The organism is Methylobacterium sp. CM6257 (assembly GCF_054611515.1).
In genome coordinates, this window is record NZ_CM137735.1 from 6961681 (window position 1) to 6983845 (window position 22165).

22 protein-coding genes and 1 pseudogene are annotated in these 22165 nt (G+C 65.8%); 14 read left to right on the forward strand and 9 right to left on the reverse strand.

Annotated elements, in window-relative coordinates:
• The first annotated feature begins 436 nt into the window (after nucleotides 1-436).
• The 9 genes from ACYCO6_RS34060 (at nucleotide 437) to ACYCO6_RS34100 (ending at nucleotide 8230) form a co-directional block, all read left to right on the forward strand.
• Nucleotides 437-877 carry a hypothetical protein gene (locus tag ACYCO6_RS34060; protein ID WP_459767748.1) on the forward strand — a complete coding sequence of 147 codons (441 nt, stop codon included), beginning with the start codon at nucleotides 437-439 and terminating at the stop codon, nucleotides 875-877.
• A gap of 323 nt (nucleotides 878-1200) precedes the next feature.
• The gene (locus ACYCO6_RS34065; protein ID WP_459767750.1) at nucleotides 1201-1530 is read left to right on the forward strand and encodes a PRC-barrel domain-containing protein; all 330 of its coding nucleotides are present in this window, start codon (nucleotides 1201-1203) and stop codon (nucleotides 1528-1530) included.
• 271 nt (nucleotides 1531-1801) lie between these two features.
• Complete coding sequence (locus ACYCO6_RS34070; protein WP_459773854.1) at nucleotides 1802-2029, forward strand: ribosome modulation factor; 228 nt, start codon at nucleotides 1802-1804, stop codon at nucleotides 2027-2029.
• Between the two features lie 241 nt (nucleotides 2030-2270).
• Nucleotides 2271-2540 (forward strand): hypothetical protein, encoded by a 270-nt coding sequence (locus ACYCO6_RS34075; protein WP_459767752.1) that lies wholly within the window; start codon nucleotides 2271-2273, stop codon nucleotides 2538-2540.
• Between the two features lie 113 nt (nucleotides 2541-2653).
• Nucleotides 2654-4735: an ATP-binding protein gene (locus ACYCO6_RS34080; RefSeq protein ID WP_459767754.1), complete on the forward strand. Its 2082-nt coding sequence runs from the start codon at nucleotides 2654-2656 to the stop codon at nucleotides 4733-4735.
• Nucleotides 4735-5421 carry a response regulator transcription factor gene (locus ACYCO6_RS34085; RefSeq protein ID WP_459767757.1) on the forward strand — a complete coding sequence of 229 codons (687 nt, stop codon included), beginning with the start codon at nucleotides 4735-4737 and terminating at the stop codon, nucleotides 5419-5421. Before ACYCO6_RS34080 ends, ACYCO6_RS34085 begins: the two co-directional genes overlap by 1 nt.
• A 1023-nt stretch (nucleotides 5422-6444) precedes the next feature.
• Nucleotides 6445-7116, forward strand: coding sequence for a PRC-barrel domain-containing protein (locus ACYCO6_RS34090; protein ID WP_459767759.1), 672 nt, complete (start codon nucleotides 6445-6447; stop codon nucleotides 7114-7116).
• 258 nt (nucleotides 7117-7374) lie between these two features.
• Nucleotides 7375-7647 (forward strand): hypothetical protein, encoded by a 273-nt coding sequence (locus ACYCO6_RS34095; protein ID WP_459767761.1) that lies wholly within the window; start codon nucleotides 7375-7377, stop codon nucleotides 7645-7647.
• 181 nt (nucleotides 7648-7828) lie between these two features.
• Nucleotides 7829-8230 (forward strand): exopolysaccharide production protein YjbE, encoded by a 402-nt coding sequence (locus ACYCO6_RS34100; RefSeq protein WP_459767763.1) that lies wholly within the window; start codon nucleotides 7829-7831, stop codon nucleotides 8228-8230.
• A 134-nt stretch (nucleotides 8231-8364) separates the two neighbouring features.
• Here the strand turns inward: ACYCO6_RS34100 and ACYCO6_RS34105 are convergent, their stop codons facing one another.
• From ACYCO6_RS34105 to ACYCO6_RS34145, 9 genes and pseudogenes are all read right to left on the reverse strand, one after another.
• Nucleotides 8365-8844, reverse strand: coding sequence for an MgtC/SapB family protein (locus ACYCO6_RS34105; protein WP_459767765.1), 480 nt, complete (start codon nucleotides 8842-8844; stop codon nucleotides 8365-8367).
• Between the two features lie 102 nt (nucleotides 8845-8946).
• Nucleotides 8947-9447: pseudogene (locus ACYCO6_RS34110) on the reverse strand (Na+/H+ antiporter NhaA); the annotation flags it as partial.
• An 83-nt stretch (nucleotides 9448-9530) separates the two neighbouring features.
• Nucleotides 9531-10265, reverse strand: coding sequence for a DUF4396 domain-containing protein (locus tag ACYCO6_RS34115; protein WP_459767767.1), 735 nt, complete (start codon nucleotides 10263-10265; stop codon nucleotides 9531-9533).
• Between the two features lie 14 nt (nucleotides 10266-10279).
• Nucleotides 10280-11029, reverse strand: a complete 750-nt coding sequence (locus ACYCO6_RS34120) for a MauE/DoxX family redox-associated membrane protein (RefSeq protein WP_459767769.1) — start codon at nucleotides 11027-11029, stop codon at nucleotides 10280-10282.
• A 64-nt stretch (nucleotides 11030-11093) separates the two neighbouring features.
• On the reverse strand, nucleotides 11094-11426 hold the full coding sequence (locus ACYCO6_RS34125; protein WP_459767771.1) for a four-helix bundle copper-binding protein: 333 nt from the start codon (nucleotides 11424-11426) through the stop codon (nucleotides 11094-11096).
• 224 nt (nucleotides 11427-11650) lie between these two features.
• Nucleotides 11651-12121 (reverse strand): hypothetical protein, encoded by a 471-nt coding sequence (locus ACYCO6_RS34130; protein ID WP_459767773.1) that lies wholly within the window; start codon nucleotides 12119-12121, stop codon nucleotides 11651-11653.
• 693 nt (nucleotides 12122-12814) lie between these two features.
• Nucleotides 12815-14113, reverse strand: coding sequence for a DUF2254 domain-containing protein (locus ACYCO6_RS34135; RefSeq protein WP_459767775.1), 1299 nt, complete (start codon nucleotides 14111-14113; stop codon nucleotides 12815-12817).
• Nucleotides 14110-15075 carry a mechanosensitive ion channel family protein gene (locus tag ACYCO6_RS34140; protein ID WP_459767777.1) on the reverse strand — a complete coding sequence of 322 codons (966 nt, stop codon included), beginning with the start codon at nucleotides 15073-15075 and terminating at the stop codon, nucleotides 14110-14112. The genes ACYCO6_RS34135 and ACYCO6_RS34140 overlap by 4 nt, the downstream gene beginning before the upstream one ends.
• Before the next feature lie 450 nt (nucleotides 15076-15525).
• Nucleotides 15526-16611 (reverse strand): PRC-barrel domain-containing protein, encoded by a 1086-nt coding sequence (locus ACYCO6_RS34145; RefSeq protein ID WP_459767779.1) that lies wholly within the window; start codon nucleotides 16609-16611, stop codon nucleotides 15526-15528.
• A gap of 537 nt (nucleotides 16612-17148) precedes the next feature.
• Between ACYCO6_RS34145 and ACYCO6_RS34150 the strand changes: the two genes are divergently transcribed.
• The 5 genes from ACYCO6_RS34150 (at nucleotide 17149) to ACYCO6_RS34170 (ending at nucleotide 21808) form a co-directional block, all read left to right on the forward strand.
• Nucleotides 17149-17685, forward strand: coding sequence for a DUF421 domain-containing protein (locus tag ACYCO6_RS34150; protein ID WP_459767781.1), 537 nt, complete (start codon nucleotides 17149-17151; stop codon nucleotides 17683-17685).
• Nucleotides 17682-18749 carry an endonuclease/exonuclease/phosphatase family protein gene (locus ACYCO6_RS34155; RefSeq protein WP_459767783.1) on the forward strand — a complete coding sequence of 356 codons (1068 nt, stop codon included), beginning with the start codon at nucleotides 17682-17684 and terminating at the stop codon, nucleotides 18747-18749. The genes ACYCO6_RS34150 and ACYCO6_RS34155 overlap by 4 nt, the downstream gene beginning before the upstream one ends.
• 53 nt (nucleotides 18750-18802) lie before the next feature.
• On the forward strand, nucleotides 18803-20074 hold the full coding sequence (locus ACYCO6_RS34160; protein ID WP_459773856.1) for a cation:proton antiporter: 1272 nt from the start codon (nucleotides 18803-18805) through the stop codon (nucleotides 20072-20074).
• A gap of 59 nt (nucleotides 20075-20133) precedes the next feature.
• A complete protein-coding gene (locus ACYCO6_RS34165) occupies nucleotides 20134-21045 on the forward strand; it encodes a cation diffusion facilitator family transporter (protein ID WP_459767785.1) in 912 nt (303 codons plus the stop codon).
• 409 nt (nucleotides 21046-21454) lie between these two features.
• Nucleotides 21455-21808 carry a hypothetical protein gene (locus ACYCO6_RS34170; protein WP_459767787.1) on the forward strand — a complete coding sequence of 118 codons (354 nt, stop codon included), beginning with the start codon at nucleotides 21455-21457 and terminating at the stop codon, nucleotides 21806-21808.
• Nucleotides 21809-22165 lie beyond the last annotated feature (357 nt).

Below are 22165 nucleotides of genomic sequence, written 5' to 3' on the forward strand. Positions count from 1 at the left end.
GTGGACGCCATCCTCGACCCTCACCCTTGCGGAGACCCCGGGCATTGTCCCGGGTGCTCTGCGGAGGTTCTGGGGATCCTGCTTAACCATTCGTGAAACGGCCATCGCCGAGCCAAGCCCTTCACGAGGACGCGCCTATGCGGTGTCAGGGTTGCCCCGACAGGAGTTCGGTCTTCTCTGACTGCTGCACTGCGCCCCGCGCCCCAAATCACTGCGCAATCGGGATGGGTACTGCCGCGTGAGCCGGGCAGTCCTTTCGGTCCAAGACCATGACGGCGATGAACGGGTCGTCGCCGGTCCGGACCGGTCCCATGCGGCACGCCCTCACGAAAAGTCCGCACTCCAGGCTCTCGGTCGGCCTGTCGAACCGTCGAGGCCGCCCCGCGGCCGACCTTCGCGCCCCACGCCGTCCGTTCCCGGCAACCATGGAGTCGAGATGATGAAACCTTTTGCAGTGGCCGTCGCGGCGGTGTCCGGCCTCGTCCTGTTCTCGCCGACGAGCGAGGCACGGCCCTTCGGCAGGGGTCACGGCTTTGCCGGTCACCATGCCGGGCTCCACGGTTTCCGGGGTGGCCACCACGGCTTCCGCGGTTTCAGGGCTGCGGGCCTCCGGCACCATTACCGCGGTTTCCGTGGCTATCGCAGCGTCGGCTTCCGTCCGGCCCGTTACGGCTACGGACGCCACTACGGCCACTACGGCTACCGCCGCGGCTATCGCGGGCTCGGTCTCGCAGCTGGCCTGGGCCTCGGCCTAGCCGCAGCGACCGCCAGGCCTGCCTACTACGGGACCTCCTACGGGTACGGCTTCCCCTACGCCTCGGTCGGCTACCGCTTCGGCTACGGCGTGGGTCGGCCTTACTACGGCTGCGGCTACTGAGACGAGCATGAACACGGGACGCCCCGTCGCGGATGCCGCCCGGGTTTCCTTCCCATTAAACGGACCTGGTTGGCACAAGGCCCTCCTTCCCGCTGCCGGTGCCGTGCCCTCCACACGAAAGTCAGGACAGCACCATGAAGTACATCGTTCTCAGTACCCTCGCCGCCAGCGCGATGCTCGCGGCTCCCGCATTCGCCCAGGATAAGCAGGCGCAACCGTCGAACGCGCAGACAGCCCCGATGAAAGCTCCGGCGGCGGGTACTGCGATGCCGGCTGCCCCGAACAGTGCCAGCGGGAGCTCTAACGGTTCAGGAGGCATGACGATGGCCGATACTGCGGCCGTCAAGATCCGGTTCGTCACCGCCAAGCCGGCCGAGGTGACCTCCTCGAAGCTCGTGGGCAAGAACCTCTACAACAAGCAGAACGAGACGGTCGGCGAGATAGAGGACCTCGTCATAGAGAACGGCAAGACGGTGACCGGTGTCGTCGTCAGCGTCGGCGGCTTCCTCGGTATGGGCGAGCGTTACGTGCTGGTCGACCCTTCGACGATCTTCCTCCACCGCGCCGACGGGTCTCTCAAGGCCATGGTCGACGCCGACAAGGACACGGTCAAGAACGCGCCCGAATTCAAGTACGACAAGAAGAATACCTGACCACCTCACTGCGAGGGCTCGGCCATCTTGCGCCAAGCCCTCGCTCCGATATCGCCACTCAGGAAGGGCGAGCTTGGGCTGGCCCCGGAGCAGCGGTCAAGCTTCGCTACGACAGTGTTCGCTACGACAGTGGCATGTCGGGGCGACCCTGACACGTGTCAGTGAAAACGGCATGTGGGCGCAAACTGCTTGCCGGATGATAGAACTTGGGCGCTAATCAGCATAGCCGAACAGAAGTTTCAAGCCTACTGGAAGATTAGCGCACATGCTCATGGCCATCATCAAGCAAGGTGCCCGCGCAAGGGTTTCCGGTCGGCCGCGGGATGCGTGTCCGTATCCCGGCGACTCTCGTGAGCGCAGGGCTTGGTTCGAGGGCTACGACGGTTCCTCTTGGGAGATGGCGTTTCGGATGCCTCATCCGGCTCGGCTGCTCCCGGATATCGGCGCCCCTAGCACCGGTGATGGCACGGGGTCGCCCTTGCCGCAGGCTTCGCCTTGAGCCCGAGGTCGGTGAGGCGACGGAAGCCAAGCCCCCAAACCGCGCGTCTGCTGAGCCGGACCGCTGTCGGTGCTTCTCCCGACATGCTTGAGGCGGAGGGTACGGCTACACTTTCTCCCCTCGTCCCGGTCGCCGCTAATGCGTGATCCGGCTGGGGGTCGGCCAAGCCGTCAGACCGGGCGGAGAGCGAGAGGTCGAAGTCATGAGACGGAAGACCTTGAAAAGACTAGAAGATCAATCCATGGGCCGCCTGGAGCGGATCGTGACGGTTCTGGTGGAGGCACAGCTAACCGCCGGAGCAGCGGCGCCGCCGGACTTGATCGGCCGGCTGCGACGCCTGGAACGTAGCGTGCGGGAGGACCGAGGCGATCCTCAGGCCATTCAGGTTATCGAGTCGGGGCGCCGCCTCTTGGGTGACACGGACGAGTGCGCCTCGTCCGAACGGGATCCGTTGCCGGAGCTCGGAGACTCACCGGACGAACGATTGGGCCGCCTGATGGTCCGTCATTAGGATCCCGAGCCTTCGCCGCTGGTCTGCGGTCGGGAACAAAGGCAGGCTGCACGGCTACGAAGCTGCGACCGCTTCCTTGTCCGTCGGCCGCAGGCCTGTACGAGCGGTTGCTGATGAACGACCAAAGACCAGAGGACCGCGATCGAACACCCGGAGATCACCTGAACCGCGGCAGTGGCCGCACCTTCGTCGCCCTGGCCTTCGCGGCCGCCATCCCGGTCCTGCTGCTCAGCGGCTGGGTCGCGACGCTGATGGCGCAGCAGCAGCGTGACCTCACACGGGATGCCGCCGTTGCGAGCGCAACCCGTGTGGCCGAGCGCGTCGCCTCCGACATCGCCGCCCAGATCGCGGTTCTCGGCGCCGAGGCGGCCTCGGCCAGCCTCGACCAGCCGGACCTCACCGCCTTTTACGCTGAAGCCGAGCGGCTCAGGCAAGCACACCCGCTGTGGGAGACCGTCGAGCTCTCCAATCCCGACGGCGTGCAGGTCGTCAACCTGCTCCGCTCCCTCGACAAGGAACTCGGCCCGACCGCGGACCGCAAGAGCTTCGACGCAGTGGTGCGGTCCAAGCGTCCCGTGGTGGGCGGCATCGGGCCAGTGGGATCGATCTCCGGCAAGCGCCTGGTCGCCCTTCGGGTGCCGGTCATTCGAGACGGGACACTCCGCTACGTCCTCTCGGTCGGGCTCGCCACCAACGCGGTCAGCTCGATCCTGCGCGACGCCGGCGCACCGGAGGGCTGGGTCGGGACCATCGTGGACGCGGACGGCAACACGATAGCTCGCACCCGTGCCGAGGCGGAGGAACTCGGCCATCCTGCGAACGCCGCCCTACAGTCAGCCATCCGGCGAGCTCCGCAGGGCTTCTACAATGGATCAACGCTGGAGGGCTCGAACGTTGAGGTCGTGTACCGCACGCTCAAGGCTACGGGCGGCTGGTCGGTGCATTTCGGGATGCCGGCCGCCACGCTGAACGCACCAGTCTCGCGCTCCTATTTCGTGCTGGCAGGCGGAAGTGTGCTCAGCATCGGCCTCGGCCTGGCGCTGGTCGGTCTCGTGGGCCGCGACATGGCGCAGCGCCGGGCCGGCGAGCAGGCGCGGTTCGCCCTGGCCCTGCGGTCCAGCGAGGAGCAGGGCGCCGTGGCCGTAGAGGCCGCGGAACTCGGCACCCTGCGCTGGGACACCGCGCGGGGAAAGGTGACCGGCTCTGCCCGCGCGGCCCGACTCCTCGGATGGAGCGCGGCAATCCCGGAAGGTCGGGAAAGCGACGCGGATGCCCGGGATGTCCTGAACGCGGTCCACGCCGATGACCGCGAGCCGCTGTCTGATGCTCTCCGGCAGAGCCTAGCCGACGGTGTCCCTCTCGACGTTGAATTCCGGGTCGTCGCTCCGGGCTCCGGCCCGCGCTGGATCCGTATGACCGGTCGCGTGCCGCAACTGCAAAAGGAAACACCCGCCGGCCTGATCTACGGGGTGGTGACGGACATCCAGCCGCGTAAGACCGCCGAGGCCGAGCGCGCCGAACTCCTCCGCCGTCTCGGAGAGGCGCAGGAAAACGAGCAACGCCGGATCGCGCGCGAGTTGCACGATCAGGTCGGGCAGACGGTCACTGGCCTATCGCTCGGCCTGAAGAGCCTGGAAGCACTACTAGAAAGCGCTCGAGCGCCGTCCGATGCCTGCCGTCAGGTGCATTGGCTGCAGTCGCTCGCGGGTGAGATCGGACGCGACATCCACCGGGCCGCCGTCGACTTGCGCCCGACCGCGCTCGACGACCTCGGCTTGCGGGAGGCACTCGCCACCCTGCTGCGCCAATGGACCTTGCGTCACGATATCCGGTCAGATTTCCAGGTCATCGGCGAGAGTGTCCGCCTTCCGGCACCGGTCGAGACCGCCATCTATCGGATCGTGCAGGAGGCGCTCACCAACGTCCTCAAGCACGCACAAGCTTCCGCGGTCAGCGTGTCGCTGGAGCAGCGCCCAGAGGAGGTGCGCGTGATCATCGAGGATGACGGTGTCGGCTTCGATGCCGAGGCGGCACCCGTCCCACCCACAAATGGCTCGCCTGCCAAACCGCGGCTGGGCCTTTCCGGCATCCGCGAGCGTTTGTCCCTGCTGCGGGGCAGCCTCACGCTCGAGACGTCGCCGGGGTCGGGGACCACGCTGTTCGTCCGGATACCGTACCCACAGCAGCTCGCCTGATGTCGCGGGAGGAACCTATCACGGATCGCATTCGCGTCGTCCTCGCCGACGATCACCCGATCGTCCTCGCGGGCATCCGGGCGCTCCTGAACGCCGATCCGGAGATCGAGCTGGTCGGTGAGGCGACCAGCGGCAGCGACGCGCTTCCGATGATCTGTTCATCCGGGCCCAACGTGGCTGTCGTCGACGTGTCAATGCCCGGCCTGAACGGCCTCGAATTGGCCGAGCGGGTGGCGAACGAATGCCCAGACACCCGGGTTCTCGTACTGACGGTTCACGAGGACGCGGCCTACGTCCAGCCGCTCCTCAAGGCGGGTGCCCGGGGCTACCTCCTGAAGCGCTCGGCCGCGGACGACCTTCTCCGCGCCGTTCGGGCTGTGGCCACCGGCGGCATCTACCTCGACCCATCTATCGCCTGTCATGCCCTAGGGGATCCATCCGCCACAGCCGCTGGCGCCGGCCCAGGCGAGACCGGGGAGGCACTGAGCCCACGAGAGACGGAGGTGCTGCGGCTGATCGCGCAAGGCTTCAGCAACAAGGAGATCGCGAGGCGCATCGACTTGAGCGTGAAGTCCGTGGAGACTTACAAGGCCCGGGCGGCCGAGAAGCTCGGATTGCGCACACGCGCGGAGATCATCCGCTATGGCGCCTCGCATGGCTGGCTCGACGCACTCACCGTGCGCTAATGTCTACAAACGACATCTTGCCGCTGCCGAAGGATAAATTGTTGTGCAAGAAGTCTGCGCGCCACTCGAGCGTCACGGATGCAGGTTGAGGACCCATGCAGGAAAGTATCACACCTCTCGTCCGCGAGGCTATGACACTCGACAACATCGCCGACGCCTTGGTGCGGGCGGCGACAAATCATGGAGGCACGGAGAAACAAGCCGTAGCCTGCAAGCTAAGGCGCATGAGCCGGGAGCTTCGCATCAAGGCGATGCTCAGGCGAGGTCGCGCGGCCGCAATCCTCGGGCGCGAACTGCCGCCAGCCGTCGCTCGGTGAATGGTTGAGAGTCCTCCGAGCTGCGGCGGACAACCGGACACGATGGCACGTTCGCAGCGGCTGGCGTGCCTATGAAATCCGATGCCCGGAGGTGTCGCTGAAGGCTTGGTCGTCCGCCCTTAAGTAGTACGTTTCACTGCAGAGGACCGGATGGAGTGAAGGGCAGTTCGTCCGTCGCTCTCGGCTTGGCATAGGCATGGACCATCATTCCGACAGGCGGAGCACCACAGGTTCCCCATCGGAGCCGAAGCGCGACCTCACCGATGTCGTCGCCTCCGCGGGCGCCCAATTACCCCCAAGTTCTCCCGGTTCTCGCGTGACAATTGGGGCATCTCGGGATGCTGAGGCCGAAATATCCACGGTCACGCCAATCTGAGACAAGATGCTGGCGAAAAAGCCTGATTGCCAGTCTCATGCCGTATGCCCGCGCTCTCGAACGCCGAATGGGCCGATAAGCCTGTGAGCCGATAAAGGCACGGGGCAACTCCAAGTATTCAGTCGGGCCGACGGGTATCGCTGTCAGGATCGCCCTGACAGTGTTCTGCGGAGTGCCCCGACTCCTGTTCGACCAGCGACCAACCACTTTCCTTCCTGCGGTCGATACGGATCTCCCGTCCGCCATCAACGGCACCGCTCAAGCATAGCCGCTTGGTATCTTCGGGTGAATTCCCTTCACCTCCGGATGCGAGCTCAGAAGGAGATGAACATGAAGCTGCATCTTGCTGCCCTCTGCGCCAGTGCGCTCGTTCTTCCGGGCGCGGCATCGGCACAGTCGACCAATAGCCCTTCCAATCCGGCCAACACGTCCTCCAGCTCGATGCCCGCCAAGGGGGCCGCCAGCGGCCAGCAGGCATCGGCGGACAACCTGCTCACCACCAAGAAGTTGATGCAGGACCTGCAGAACGCCGGCTTCACAAACGTCAAGGTGGTCGCCCAAGCCTACGTGGTGCAAGCCAAGACGAAGGATGGCAATCCAGTCGTCATGACCTTAGGGCCACACGGTTTCTCCGCTTTCGAGGCCATCGACGCGACCGGCAGCACGGGCAAGGCGGCACAGGGCGACCAGCATGCGCTCGCCGTGTCGCGGCTCAAGGACATGAACCTGTACAACGCCAACGGCGACATGCTCGGCGATGTCGAGCACGTCGTGTCGGACGGTCAGGGCCGCAACAGCATCGTGATCGGCAAGGGCGGCTTCCTCGGCCTCGGCGAGAAGCAGGTCGCGATCCCGCTGAGCAATGTCGTGATGCGCGGCGACCGCCTTGTCACCCGGGATCTCAGCGACGAGCAGATCAAGGCCATGCCGGAATGGAAGAAAGGTCAGCAGCAGACCGAACTCGATCCCGGCAGGACAGTTCAGGTCCGCTCCGCCAGCTGATCGCGACCTAGACGAAGGACTGGCACCTAAGCCTTCGCCATCTGCCTCCATGCGGCACTCGCGCGCCTGAGATCTTGGCCTTGGCAAGCGTCAGAGTTCCTGGGGGTCGGACTTTTGGAACCTGAAAAGAGGAGGCGGTCGCGAGTAATGCCGCTACTTCCGTCGGCCTCACCAGAACCATTGGGAGAACGCACCTATGTCACATGCAGTCATCAAGCGAAGATTCGGCTTCAATACTGGCCTCGCCGCGGGGGGGGCATGTTGATGGTCCTGGTAACGCCCGCCTTCGCCGTGTCCATCGCCAACCAAGACACTAAGGAGCACACGGTCACGGTCGACCGCGGCGCCATGGAGAGCAAGCAGAAGGTCGCCTCCGGTGACACGCTACGGGTCGACTGCCCGGAACGCTGCGGCTTCCGCGTGGTCGGCTCGGGGTACGGCCGGCAGCCGGGCCCAGACGGCAAGCTGGTCATCGACAAGGCCGGAATGCTGCGCTTCGCAGAGGAGACGGCTGCCAACGGAGCGCGATGAGCTGTTCGTACCAGGTGGCATGGTTCGAAGCCTCGCCATCTGGCCCTGAGCCACGCGGCAGGCAGGTGACCGAGTCGGCGTTGCCGGCACGGACATCGAGCTTCGAGCGGGATCAGCGCGGCATTCCATGCGAAGCGATCTCACCGATGATCTTCGATGGAATCAGACTAGGAGAAAACCAATGAAAGTTCTGAACCTTACAATCCCCTTCCTCTTGGCCACGGTCGTCCCGGGCCTCGCCGGGCCCTGCAGCACAGGAACGATCAAGGCGAAGGACCCAACGCCCCAGCACGTGAACCCGAAGAGCTCGGACGTTGACCAGTCGAGCAAGAACTTGGCGGGCGGCCAGCAGCCCGCCTCTCCCGGTACCGTGGGCGCGATGAACGCCGCTGGCGCCAACCAGAAACTCGGTGAGAAGCCCGGCTCGGAAGCCAACATCAACCAGGGTGCGGGCGTGGGCACGTCCAGCAAGAATCTCGCGGGCGGTCCGCAACCGGCCTCGCCTGGTACCGTCGGAGCCCTGAACAATGCCGGGGCGAACCAGAAGCTCGGTGACCAAGCGAGCAAGAACGACGGTTGCTGAGTACGCGGCTCGACACCTGAGACCTGTCCGGCGTGCCCGACGGCAGGCTCGTCAAGTTTCGCGTCGTCACTGGCGCGTGTGGTCGAGGCTGGCACCCGCATCGAGCCGGGCAGGCCTTAGAAGCGGGTTTGGCGTCATTCGTCCGGCTCTTCCCGGGCAAGCCCGAGACGCTTCAGGGCCGTGATCAGGATGAGGATGGCGAGCCCGAATCCCATTGCCGCCGCGAGCAGCGTGAACTGGGCCGCCCCGGCCACGATGCCGGCCGAGGCGGCGAGCCATACGCTTGCGGCGGTGGTGAGATTCTTGACCCGGCGCTCGGGATCGCTCCCGGCGACGAAGATCGTGCCGGCGGCGATGAAGCCTATGGCTTGGGCGAGCCCCTGGATCACGCGCAACGGGTCGGCGTCGCCACCGCGCGCCTGCACCTCGGCATAGAGGCTCAGCGCGGAGGTCGTGATGACCGCCGAGCTCAAGGCGACCAGGGCGTGCGTGCGGATGCCGGCGTCCTTGCCCCTTCGCTCCCGCTCGAAACCCAGTACCAAGCCGCAGGCTGTCGCCGCTCCGAGCCGGAGCAGGATGTCCGTGAGCGAGATGGCGGTGGCGTCGAGCAACATAGGGGTATTCACGGCGTTCGGTGGAATGGCGAAACTCGGGGAAGCAGCTTCCGACCAAGCCTGCCACCGAACGTCGCCAAAAGCTTGCGAAGCAAGCGGTATCTAAGGGTGCGGTTCCTGAGGCGCCGCGACGAGCAGGACGAGCGCGCCTGCCAACATGCAAGCGACGGAACCCACGAGCACGCCGACCTTGACCTCGGCTTCCAGCGCGGGGGCGTTCGCGAAGGCGAGCAGGCCAATGAACAGGCTCATGGTGAAGCCAACGCCGCACAAGAGCGAGACGCCGTAAACCTGCCCCCATCCCGCATGAGCTGGCCGCTGCGCCAGCCCAAGCTTTACCGCGGCGAGCACGAAGCCGAAGACGCCGACCTGCTTGCCGATTAGAAGCCCGAGGGCCACGCCGAGCGTCACAGGATCCAGCAGTGTCCGCGACTCGAAGCCCGCGAGCGACACGCCCGCATTGGCGAAGCCGAAGACCGGCAGGATGAGGTAGGCCGACCAGGGGGCCAGGAACGTTCGCGCGAACCTAGCGTGCACCTCGAACGTGTCGGCCTCCATGGTGGGCTCGGCCCGCGACAGACTATGCGGTGGCCTGTCTGGACGCGGGTTGGCCAGATCATCGGCGAGCGTTTAGTCCCACGACGCGTGCCAAACTGCCTCGTCCCTGCGTCAACCGCCAAGCGGTCTTACATGCGCTCCTTGATGCCGACGCTGATGAGCCACCAGTTCACCGGGTAGGCCGTGACGAAGCCGGCGGCCATCGCGATCTGCATCAGGAACCAGAACTCGGCTGTGTCCACTTCCGCTCGCGGTGCGCCCAGCGCCGGCAGTAGGGCGAACTGGGTCAGCGCCATGAAGCCGTACATGCCGACTTGCCAGGAGATCAGCGACAGCGTGTCGGCCTTGAGCGCTGCGACGAGGCCCTCGCCGGGTGAGAGGCCGCGCATGGGCACGATGGCAAAGTACTGGAAGACGATGCCCAGCCCGAAGGCGAAGATGAAGTCGAGCACCCACACGGCGTAGGTCTTCTCTCCGAAGAGCGAGTGCCAGCCCAGCCAGACCGCCACCGCCGGAACGAGGAAGGCCAGCCACTCGGCGGCGACATCGCCCAGCATCCAGCCGCTGCCGCAGTGGAGCGCGCCCTTGGCCACCATGGCGGGGAACGGCGTGTCGGTCATGTTCGGCGGCTTCTCACCCCGCGCCTTGGCGTAGTGGTGCGCCTCCATGGTCGCGAGGCGGCCGTAGCGGAAGTAGGCCCAGACCACGACCACCGTGCCGAACAGGGCGCTGACCGGCCAGACGACGTTCATCACCGTCATGTGCTGCGGGTGCCGGATCACATGCACGGACAGCAGTGCCGAGCAGGCGGCTCCCAGGAGCAGGGCCAGGACCGCGAGCGCGTGAAGCCAAGTGGGAAACATGCGGGCTGCCTCGGTCAGTGATGCATCACCAGCATCCAGACGGCCATGGCGACCATCATCAGGTTCTCGGTGAGCGAGACGAAGCCGAGCGGCACCTTGCTCGATCCGCCGACGCAGGCGCACTTGATCTCGCGCTTGTCGACGTACACGGCCTTGAAGACCGACACCGCGCCCACCGTGCCGATGAACAGGGCCACGGGGATCGACAGCCAGTTCAGGGCGCCCGACACCATGAGGATGCCGGCGATGCCTTCCAGGAAGGGGTAGGCGTAGGCGTAGCGAACCCAGCGCCGGGCCAGCAGGTCGTAGCCCAGGAACATCGACGAGAAGCTCTCCACATCCTGCAGCTTCAGGAGGGCGAGCACGCACATGCTGAAGGCGATGAACCACTCGGCCGCGCGCATCGTGGACGGCGTGCCGAACGCGGCGTAGCTCGCGGCGAGCGCCATCAGCGCCGTCATCGAGAACACCGCGACGACCGGCGTGTAGCTCGTCATGTTGGGATCGCTCACGGCCAGGCCGAAGCGGCGGCGCAGGTCGTCGTAGCCGCCGACGCGCTCGCCGTCGATGAAGGTCTGCGGTGTGCTCTTGACCCGGTGCTCCTCCTTGAAGCGGTCGGTCGCCTCACGCGTGGTGAGCCAGTGGTCCTCGACGCCGAACCCGCGGCGCTCCAGGAGATCCTTGGCCTTCAATCCATAGGGGCAGACGTGCTGCGGCATCACCATGCGGTAGAGGGTGGCTTTGCGGGTGGTAGCCGATGCCATGGGCGTCCTCTTCGTTGGGCGGGAGGGGCGGTGCCCCTCCCGGTCAGGTCTCTCGGTGATCTGGTCAGGCGGCCATCTTCCGGCAGCTCTCAGCGCAGCGGCGGCAGGCTTCGACGCAGTGCTGCATGTCGCCGACCTGTTCGCAGCTCCGGGCGCAGTCCTCGCAGACGTCGGCGCACTCGGCGCAGGTGTGTTTGTGGTGCGCAGTCCCGAGCAGCATGAAATGCGCCGAGGTCCGGCAGATCTCGGCGCAGGCGAGCATCAGCTGGAAGTGCTCCGGCTCGACATGCTTCCCGCCGGTCGGCAAGCAGTGGTTCGAGGCCATTCCCAAACAGGTCTGGTAGCAGCGCAGGCACTCGTCGATGCAGGACTGCATCTCTCTCGACATCTGGGGCATCCAAATTCTCCATTTCGATTTTGGCTTGAGAACGGCATATCTGGAGAATTGACTCGATCCGCATCAAGTCGTCCAGCAAATGCCTTAGGTGTAAACCCTCAGTGTTCGGAGATGTTCAAAAACAGACACTCCGAATGCTGGCGGGAATACTCGCGCTAGGAAGTCCGGACGTGCCACGACTGCGGGCGCGTTCCGGGCGTCGCGCGCCTCAGGCGCGCCCTACTTCACGCGAGGGTTCGTGGGGGCTTGGGCAAAGCCTCGGGGCCGATGCCGGCGCGGTCGGCGACATCGCTTGGGATCAACGTCGTGGTCCGGAACAAGGGCGGCGACAGCGCGGAGGGACCGGACAAGATGCCGGTGGCGCAGCAACCCATTGTCCTGCAGCAGTGAGTCTTGCACCCGACCGGGCAGCAATCGTCCCCGCTCGGCTTGATGCTGGCGCCGCCGCTCATGGTCAAAGCGACCTTGGACCAAGTTGGCACGGCGGCCTGAGCCAAGAGCCAGGGCGCGGCGGTCATCGCAGAAGCGACGGTCTTGGCCGCCGGCGGGGCGACGTTCGGCTGTGTCGCCGCGGCATGGTGGTGGCCGTGGTGAGCGTAGCCTTCGTGGACTTGGACGGCGGACGGCGCGACGTAGACGATGATCGCGAGGATCATCGCCGCCATCAGGCGCACGATTTTCCGGTCGAGGCTCATGAGGTCTGGCTTGCACCGTTTCCGGGGGCGGGACCACGTCCGAAGATAGGACGTGAATGCGGAAGTGAAGGTTTGGTTGCCGCCGCGCGTCTCAAGCCACCGCGGGCAGCACCTCGGCCGGATATCCGGCTGCAGTAATGGTCAAGGCGATACGATCTGCTGGGCCGCCAGTGCTCGATACCGTTACGAGCTTGGCGCCTAGGTCCATCTCGATCCGGGTATTCAGCTCGATGGCTTGGATGGCGCGAGTCAAGGATTTGCGGAGCCGCCGTATCCCATCTCATCGATTTTGGGGCAGATCATGACGCTCTACCCTAAGTGGCGCCCCATCCAGATGAGGCTTCCCATAATGGAACGGTCAAGGGCGGGGCTGGTATTGTCTCGTCAGGCCGAAGCGGCCGACATCCAACGATGTTTGGTTCTGAACACCGGCACGTTCCATTCTCGGCACATAGCCGAATGGTGCGGTGGCGAGCTCACCTATCGCGACGTGTAGAGGTAAGCGGCGATGTCGCGCCGCTCCTGCTCGGTGAGGTCCATCCGCGGCATGACATTTCCTGGGACGATAGCTTGAGGTGTAGTGCTGCTCCCGGTCAAGAAGCGATGGCCAAGTCGTGTTCGTAGCCAGCTGCAGTAAGATAGTTGCGGAATTCCTGCGGGGTGGAGCTGGTGAAAGCCTGTCAGATCGGGTGGTCAGTGCGGGTGGCGATCCTCTAGGACACATAGAAAGCGGGCGTGCCGCTCCTCCAGATCGGCGACGTCGTGCGGGTCGGCGACATCGCGCCGGGCGGCGGCGATGGCGAGATCGGCGTGTCGGTGAAGTACGACGAGGCGGTCGGCCAGCCGCTCGACTTCAGCGACGCGGGCGAGCACGTCGAGCAGGCGGGCGAGGACGTGGACCGAGCCGGTCGCGTTCTGGCGGATCATGTGGAACATCGCGTCGCACAGCCCGTCGTAGTCGGTGACCGGGTGGACGAGGACGACACGCCTATCCCGCGTGACCGCCCCCGTGGGCAGGTGGCGCGGCGCGATCCGGCACAGGGCGTCGCCCAGGTGATCGAGCACGCTGCCGGCCGTCATCGGATCGTTGATCCCCGGCGAGAGCGCCCGCGCGGCGATCTCGACGAGCTGCCGCACCGAGTATTCCAGATCCTGCAAGGCGGCCGGACGACGCCCGAAGGTGAGCGCGCGCGCGACGGCATCACCGGCTCCTTCCACGCTGGCGGAAAGGAATGCGACCGGGAAGCCACTCGGGACGTAGTCGCCGGGACGGATCCTCAGCACGATGACGATACCGCGCTCGTGCGCCCAATCCGCCAGACCAGCCGTGTCGAGCGCCTGGAGGTAGCCGCCCTCCGCGATCGCAACTGGGCCGCCGCCGGGCAGCTCGGCCGGAGCCTGGACGTCGGCCGCCTCCAGAGTGCGGGCCTCGACGGCGTCGCGCAGGTCGTGGTGGACGGCGTCGATCACCGTCTCGACGTTGATGCTGGTGGCGATGTGGTGGACGAACCAGACCAGGGTGCCCAGTGACAGAAGGGCCAATGCGATGGCGCCGCTGATGGCGAGGTGCGGGACGAACGGGCTCTCCTGGACCGTGCGCACCGTGCGCAGGACCATCAGCGCGTAGGCGAAGGTTCCGAGGAAGATGCCGAGCACGATTTGGTTGCGGGCGTCCCGGGTGAAGTTGCGCAGGAGCCTGGGCCCCATCTGTCCCGAGGCCAGCGTCAGCGCCGCGATGGTGATGGAAAAGGTCGTCCCCGCCACGCCGATGGTGGAGGATGCCACCGCGCTCAGGAGCGCGCGCGCGCCCTCCGCCCCGCCCGAGTAGCCCCAGTTTTTGTCGGGTGAGGAAGCATCGTAGCCAGCGACCTGCGCCGTCTCTAGCCAGACCGCGACTTGTGCCAGCGCCAGACAGCCGAGGACTATGACGGCCGGGCGAAGCCAGAACTGGTCACCCAGGAACTCGACCCAGGCTTGGAGGCGCGCCCTCATGCCCGCTCCTCCGCGTGGCGAGGAACTTCGTCGTCATTGCGGAGCACCTGCCACCGTGCGCGTGGTGGGCTATCGCCGGCCGGCCAGCCCTCACGCTGACGGGTGCGGTCGCCGTCGGCTTCCTCCGTCTGGTCGTGCAACAGTATCTGGCTCGTCGGGTACGGCAGGTCGACGCCGGCTGCCGTGAGCGCGTCCTTCACGTTCGAGATGGCTTGGTCAAGCGCGTCGACCGCGTCGCGGCGCCGAGGCGGGTCGATCCAGAGCCGCGCCGTCATGTCGACTCCGGCCGCCCCGAGGCCCGTGACCAGCGCCTCGGGCGGCGGATCCGCCAGCACGCCCTCCGTCCCACGAAGCGTCTCGACGATGATGCGGCGCGCCTCGGTGATGTCGTCGCCGTTCCCGATGGTCAGCGGGAAGGCGAGCCGGCGCTTATCGTGGGCGGTGATGACGGTGATCTTGTCGACGAATAGTGTGGCGTTCGGAATCAGCACCCGCTCGTTGTCGTAGGTGCGCAGCACGGTTGCCCGCACCCAGACGTCCTCAACCGTCCCCTCGTACGAACCGGCCCGGATCTGGTCGCCAATGACGAAGGGGCGAGTCAGCAGGATCAGGATGCCGGCAAGCAGGTTCTGTAGGACGTCGCGAAAGGCGAAGCCGATGGCAACGCCGCCGATCCCGAGCAAGTTGAACAGATCGGCAGCCGAGACGGACGGGAAGGCCACCGAGGCGGCCACCAGGAACGCGATCAATATGGTCACCCCGCCAGCGATGCGCCCGAGCACCGCAGCGGAGCCCGGTGAGGCGTCCCGCAGCGCGGCTGCCCTGCGAACGGCGGCCCGCACGCCTCGGGCGATCAGCAACCCCAAGCCGAACAGGATGAGGGCGACAGCAAGCCCCGGCAGGAGCGCGGCGGTCGAGCGGCCGAGTTGCTCTAGGCGTCCGAGCGCTTCCGAAAAGATCATCTGGCATCCGCAGTCATGAGAAAGCCGCCGAGGGCAGTGCTGCCATCGGCGGGTTCATTCTGTCGTCGTGGGCCAGTATCACCTTCTGAGACCAGCCCTGAAGGACTACCGGCGACGACCGCCTGTGGTTTGACCATACTGCTGTCCGCCGGCACCGCGCGACGGCATGCCAGCATTGCCGCGGCTCGCAGAGCCCTGTCTCATCCTGTGGCGGCGGGACATGCGAGCCTGGATAATATTCACACGAGGTGAGGTCCCAATGCCCGTATTGGAAATCGGCATGGCTTGCGACGGTAGGGGGGCTGCCCCCATGCCGAGCCCGGCGAGGAGCGCGGAGGCAAAGATCGAATGCTTCATGGTCATGCTCAAACCTTAGTAGCGCAGGATTTCTACGAATGGTACAATCCTGCAGAAATCGAGCGCGATGATCAGACGTAGTGTGAACGGCAATTACTGCATCACGGACAGGTTCGCCTGATCGTCGTCCCCGAGCTTACGGTAGTCGGAGACGTCGTTCTTCCAGTTGTCCATGTTCTCGACGTCCTGCTCGCTGACGCCACGGATCACCAGCCTGTCGTTGCCCTTGACTGCAAAGCGCTGGAGCGGGAACGCGACCTTATCCTCGCCGATCCCTAAGAACCCGCCATGCGAGACAACAACATAGCGCTTGTTGTTCTTCTGGCTCATGATCACCCGGTCGACTTCGCCGAGTTTCTTGCCCTTGACATTGTAGACGTCCATTTCGTCGAGCTGCTTGACGCGCATGGCGTGTGTCGCACCCACACCTGTTCCCGTGCTGGCGGTGGTGTCGATGCTCCCAAACTCCTGTTCGTAGGCGCGCCTCTGGTCAGTGGTTCGGGCGCCACGGTCCTTTCCCTGGTCGGACTGGCTTGTCCGTTCGACTTTGACGTTTGGCTGACCCTGCTCCTGGTTGACGCTGACCTTTGGCTGTTCCTGGCTGTACTGGATCTGGGGCTGGGCCTGACCCTGCCGCTGCACATTCACGTCGGCTTGGTTCTGGTTCTGAGATTGGACAACTTGCAGCTTGGGCTGAGCTTGCGACACGTCGACATCCGGTCGCGGCATGCGTATCGTGATCTCAGGCTTCGGGATGTTGACCGTGACAGTCGGCGCGGGCTGGTGCACGGTGATCTGTGGCTGCATCTGATGCAGGGTAACGGTCGGCTGGCCCTGCTGCACACGGATCTGCGGAGCCGCTTCCTGGAGAGTGATGCGCGCGTTGCCGGACGGGGAGTTCGCCTGAGCCTGCTGATTGGCCGAGTTCGGATCGAGCCGCGCAAGCGTGTCGTGGCAAGCGTCAGCGTTGTTGTCGCGCTTCCAGCCTCGGACGGTGTCAGCATTCACTTTGGCATCATTCGGCTTGTGCTGGTCCAGAAGCGTGATCAACTGGTCGCAATCGGCAAGACCAGCTTGGTTCTGGTGAGTATCGGCCGCGCTTTTGGTCGTGGATTGAGCCATCGCGGCCGACGCGAAGAGGGCCGAGGAGCCGAGTAGAGCGAGCGCTAAAGAACGCATGATCTTCCTCCGTGGCGTGAGTTGACTTGTGCCTTAGCTTCCGGCCGCACTGAACCGCTTTGGAAGACGGTGAGGCGATATTTGCCGGCGCCGGGGGTCAGGTGGGCCCGCTCGAACGGAGAACGAGTCCGGAGAAGCGGTGGCTTGATGTCGGGAGGATCCTGACACGAATGTATAGAAGCTGGCAGGGCTTGATCTGATCAGATCACCCTACCGGGCGCAGAAAAGCTTGCATTTTCTGTCTGCTAACTGCGGCCGCGCACTGTCGAAGCGAGCTGCAAACACACGCGCGTCGGCAAGCCCCGAGGTTCGGAGGGCAGCAATATGTCGCCCCAGCAACTCGGACGGCCCTTCTTGTGAGGAACTATGGCTGCAGGCCGGGGCTTGCCGGTCGACAGCTCCCGATGCCCAGGCGGGCCGGCAGCTCGGCGGCTGGCGAATGCCAGGGAAGCCCGACTGCTTGGGTCGCGCGCCTGATCACGAACATGCGTTGACGGTCGCCGCGCTCAGGCGAGCGTCTCCAGGAGGACGCCCGCAATGTTCTTCGATACCTGGTCTGGCCTGCTGCGGGTCGTCGTAGTCGGGCCTTTGGCCTATGTGGCCCTCATTCTGTTCCTGAGGATCTCGGGCAAGCGGACCCTGACCAAGCTCAACGCTTTCGACCTTGTCGTGACCGTGGCGCTCGGCTCGACGCTGTCCTCCATCATCCTGTCGAAGTCGGTGGCGCTCCTCGAAGGCATCCTCGCCCTCGCGACGCTGATCGCGCTGCAGTACCTGATCACGTGGTCGAGCGTTCGGTCGCCAAGGGTCAAGGCTTTGGTCAAAGCCGAGCCGACCCTGCTCGCCCACAGAGGGTGCTTGGTCGAGGGCGCGATGCGCCGTCAGCGCATGACCCGGGACGACGTCCTCTCCGCGCTGCGCTCGGAAGGGCTGGACGACCTCTCGCAGGCCGCGGCAGTCGTGCTTGAGACCGACGGCTCGATCAGCGTACTCAAGTCCCTGTCCAACCAGGGAGATGGCTTGACCGGCGTTCTGCGGCCGGAGGCGAGCCAGCCCATGCCGAGCCGGTCGTGAAGGCCGTCGCCGGCTGGGCGCTCGTCCTGCTCGCCGCGGTCCTGGCGGCTGCGAGCCTGATCCCGCTGATCCCGACCGAGTGGTGGGCGATCCGGCTGCTCGATTTCCCGCGCCTGCAGCTTGCCGCCGCGCTGGTCGCGGCCGGCATCGGACTCCTCTTCTTCCTTCGAGAAGTCCCTAGACCGGCTGCAGCGGCACTCGTCCTTGTGGCGGTCGCGCTGGCGGTCGACGCCTGGATCCTTTGGCCGTATCTACCGCCTCAAAGCTTTTCAGTTGACGAATGCCCAGCCGAGCGTCGGCTTTCGGTGCTGGTCGCCAACGTTCAGCTCGGAAATCGCGATGCTCGTCCGCTGGTTCAGGCCATCGGGCGCGTCGAGCCCGACCTGTTCCTCGCCATGGAGACCGACGCTTGGTGGGACGAGGCGCTGAAGCCCGTGCTCGCGTCGATGCCCCACGCCCTGCAGCGGATCACGGGTTCGTACTACGGCATCCACCTCTTCTCGCGGCTCCCTCTGACGAACGCCCAGATCCGCCATCTCGCCGGACAGGACACGCCGGCCGTTGTGACCGGCGTGACCCTGCGCACCGGTGAGGTCATCGATTTTGTCGGTGTTCACCCGAAGCCTCCGCAACCCTGGCAATCCGCTCGCGGCAGGGATGCCGAGCTCTACGCGGCGGCCGACGTACTGCGCGAGCGGGTCGAGCCAGGCGTACTCGCAGGCGATTTCAACGCCACGCCGTGGGAGATCGCGGTCGAGCGCACACAGCGGCTGGCCGGACTAACCGACCCGCGTCGCGGGTACGGCTACGTCGCAACCTGGAACGCTAAGTCGTCTTGGATGCGTTGGCCACTCGACCACGTCTTTCACGAGGGCGGCTTCGCGGCGATGTCCGTCGAACGTCTCGCGGCCTTCGGTTCGGATCACTTCCCCTACCTCGTCCGCCTCTGTCGCCAGGCCAGCGGAGGCGGAAAGCTCCCTCCGCAGGAGCAGGAGGGGGATGTCGATGCGGCCAACACGGTGCTGGCCGCGGCGGGAGCGGCCGAGCGGATTGAGCGGCGTTGAACCATCCCCTTTCAATCCGTCGCCGGCAATTGCCGCGCAGATAAGGAATGCCCGTGATCTCCGTCTTCGACCTCGCCGCGCTGCTCCTGACCCTCTCGGCCCTGTTCGGCTGGCTCAACCATCGCTTCCTGCGGCTCCCGCACACCATCGGCCTCTTGGTCATGGGGCTATTCGCCTCTCTAGCCCTCGTCGGCCTCGACCTCGCGTTCCCGGAGCAGCACCTCTACGAGGACCTCACGCGCGTGCTCGGGCAAGTCGACTTCACCGAGGTGGTGATGAACGGCATGCTGGCCTTCCTGCTGTTTGCCGGCGCAATGAGCCTCGACCTGCGGGCACTGCGCGACCGGGCTTGGGCCGTGGCGACGCTGGCCCTCGTCGGAACGCTGATCTCGACGGCCGTGGTGGGCTGCGCCTTCTGGGCAGCGGCCCAGGCCATCGGACGACCTGTCCCGCTGCCCTGGGCGCTGGTCTTCGGGGCACTGATCAGCCCGACCGATCCGGTCGCGGTGCTTGCCACCTTGAAGAACGTGAAGGTGCCCGAGGCATTGGAGGTCGAGATGCAGGGCGAGGCCCTGTTCAACGATGGCATCGGGATCGTGCTGTTCACGGTGTTGCTCGCCTTCGCGGCAGGGTCTGGGGGCGAGGCGACCAGTGCAGGCGGGATTGCCAAGCTCCTCCTTCAGGAGGCCGGAGGCGGCCTCGCGCTCGGTATGGTGACCGGCTACGTCGCCTACCGCGCCATGCGGGCCATCGACGACTTCCCCGTCGAGGTGCTGATCACCCTTGCGCTGGTCGCCGGCACCTACGCGCTCGCCCAGAAGCTCGGGGCCAGCGGCCCCCTGGCGGTGGTCGCGGCCGGGCTGCTGGTCGGCGACCGAGCACCGCGCGACGCAATGAGCGAGCGCACGCAGGGTTACGTGTCTTCGCTCTGGACCCTGGTCGATGAGGTGCTCAATTCGGTCCTGTTCCTGCTCATCGGGCTGGAAGTCCTGGTGCTTCGTTTCGAAGCGAATGGGCTGGTGCTTGCGGCCTGCGCCGTCCCCATCGTGCTGGTTGCAAGGCTTGCTGCCGTCAGTGCGCCGCTCCTGGCCTTTCAGTGGGGCGGCTACCTCTCGGCGCGCAACGTGCCGTTCCTGACCTGGGCCGGCGTGCGCGGAGGCATCTCGGTCGCGTTGGCTCTTTCGGTCCCGGAAAGCGGGGCGAAACCGGCGATCCTGGCCGCGACCTACGAGGTGGTCCTCTTCACGATCATCGTCCAGGGCTCGACCCTCGGCATGGTCGCGCGCCAGACCCTCTCGGATCGGCCGCAGGACGCTGCCACCTGAGGAGGAGTCATGCGACGTGCATTTCGTCTTGGTTCGTCGGCCATGCGGACGGCTGCGTCATGAAGCGGGAAGGCTCGACCACGGTCGTCTACGCGGCGCTCGGGGGTAACCTCGCCATCGCCATCACGAAGTTCGGTGCCGCGCTTTACACCGGGTCAAGCGCGATGGTCACGGAGGCGCTGCACTCGCTCGTAGACACGGTCGACCAAGGGCTTCTGCTCTATGGAATGCACCGAGCGCGGCGGCACCCTGACGAGGCCCACCCGTTTGGCTACGGCCTGGAACTCTACTTCTGGTCCTTCGTCGTCGCGTTGCTGATCTTCAGCCTCGGCGGCGCCTTCGCCATCTACGAGGGTATCGAGAAGGTCCGGCACCCCGAGCCCATAGACAGCGCCTGGGTCAACTTCACGGTCCTGGGCCTCGCGGTCGTCTTCGAGGGCTACTCGTTCAGCGTCGCGTGGCGGGAGATGCGCAGGCGGCATGCCGACACCGGGATGTGGTCAGCCCTGCGCCGCTCCAAGGACCCGAGCACCTTCACTGTGATCCTGGAGGACGGTGCGGCCCTGACCGGCCTGGCGCTCGCCGCCATTGGCGTCGCGGTCTCGGTCCAGTTCGGAGAGACTCGGGCGGACGGCGTGGCCTCGCTTGCCATCGGCGTGCTGCTGGTCGCCGTCGCCGTCGTGCTCGCGCGAGAGACGCGCAGCTTGCTCATCGGCGAGGGTGCTTCCGCGCGCCTGCTGGCGCAGGCCCGCGACCTAGTCGGCATGGATGACCGGATCGCGCGCATCGTGGACGTGCGCAGTCTTCAGATTGGCACGGACGGCGTGTTGCTCGCCATGGTTCTCGCCTTCCGGGATGGTTTAAGCGCCGAGGACAGGGACGCGACGTTCGCCGGAGCCTACGAACGGGTTCGCGAACGCTTGCCGGTCGTCGCCTACCTCTACCTGGTGCCCGACCGGGGCGGACCCTAAGCGGGGGAGAGCGCCGGCCGAGGTGTCAACCCAGCCCTTCACACCGGAGGCCCGTTCCCATGGAGAACGAACCACATGCGCCCGCGGGCCCTGCCGGACGGTGAGCGGTTGATCCCATGCCGCTGACGCAGAGCCGACACGGGGCGGGCGCGCAGCGAAACGGTGCGGGGATGAAGCGACACGGGCACGGGTCTCCGGCACTGGCGGCCCGACCAGCGCTCGACATGCCGGTTCGATTGATGGACCAAGCACCCTGCCCGGGCTACCGCACCGAAGCCCGGCAGGCACAACCCGCGTCTCCCCCGATCTCCGGGAAGGAGGACAGGGACCTCGCTCGCGCCGGATCGTAGGGACCGTGTCGGACGTAAGATTTCCGGCGTCCGTATCTCGAGCTATCGTTCCTTCGCGCATGACACATCTGACCGAGAGGCTGCGGGACCTGTACGAGGGCGACAGCGACCGCGCGCACCGGTTCCGCTACCTCCTGCTGGTCTTAGACCTCAAGACCCTCGCATTCATCGTCGTGTCCTCGTTCATGCCCCAGCAGCTGCTGGTCGAGGGACTCGACGTGGTGATCGGAGTGGCGGTGGCCGCCGACTTTGCCTCGCGCCTCGCCATGTCGACGCGCCGCTGGCGCGAGTTCCTGCGGCCGACGACTTGGGCGGACGTCCTGTTCTCCGTCATCGTCCAGGGCTCGACCCTCGGGTTCGTCGCACGGCGGACCCTGGGGAAGTGCATCCAAAGGGCTGACGCAATCGTCTGAGGCGACAGCGCGTTGCAGTGTCGCCGAGGATGGAAGGGTTGCGGCAGGAGGCTTCCCACATTCGGGATTGAGGACGATGGGAAGACCCGTGAGCTGCCGCGTGACCGACAGGCCAGACAGGCGATTCAGCCGGACAGGCGATTCGACGTCGTGGCGACCATTTCGCCGAACAAGGTATTCCGGCGCGAGGGTTTGATGCCCCGTGCAGAGGCGGCCCCCAGCGTCGCCGAGCTGCTGGCCATCATGGCGGCGTTCGGCGCTCCGGTCTTTCAGAGCCGGCTGCGGGGACGGAGGTATCGCGCCGGGCGCCCATCCCGCCCTTCCACTCGGGTGCGCCGTTGTTCGACAGGCAGATCG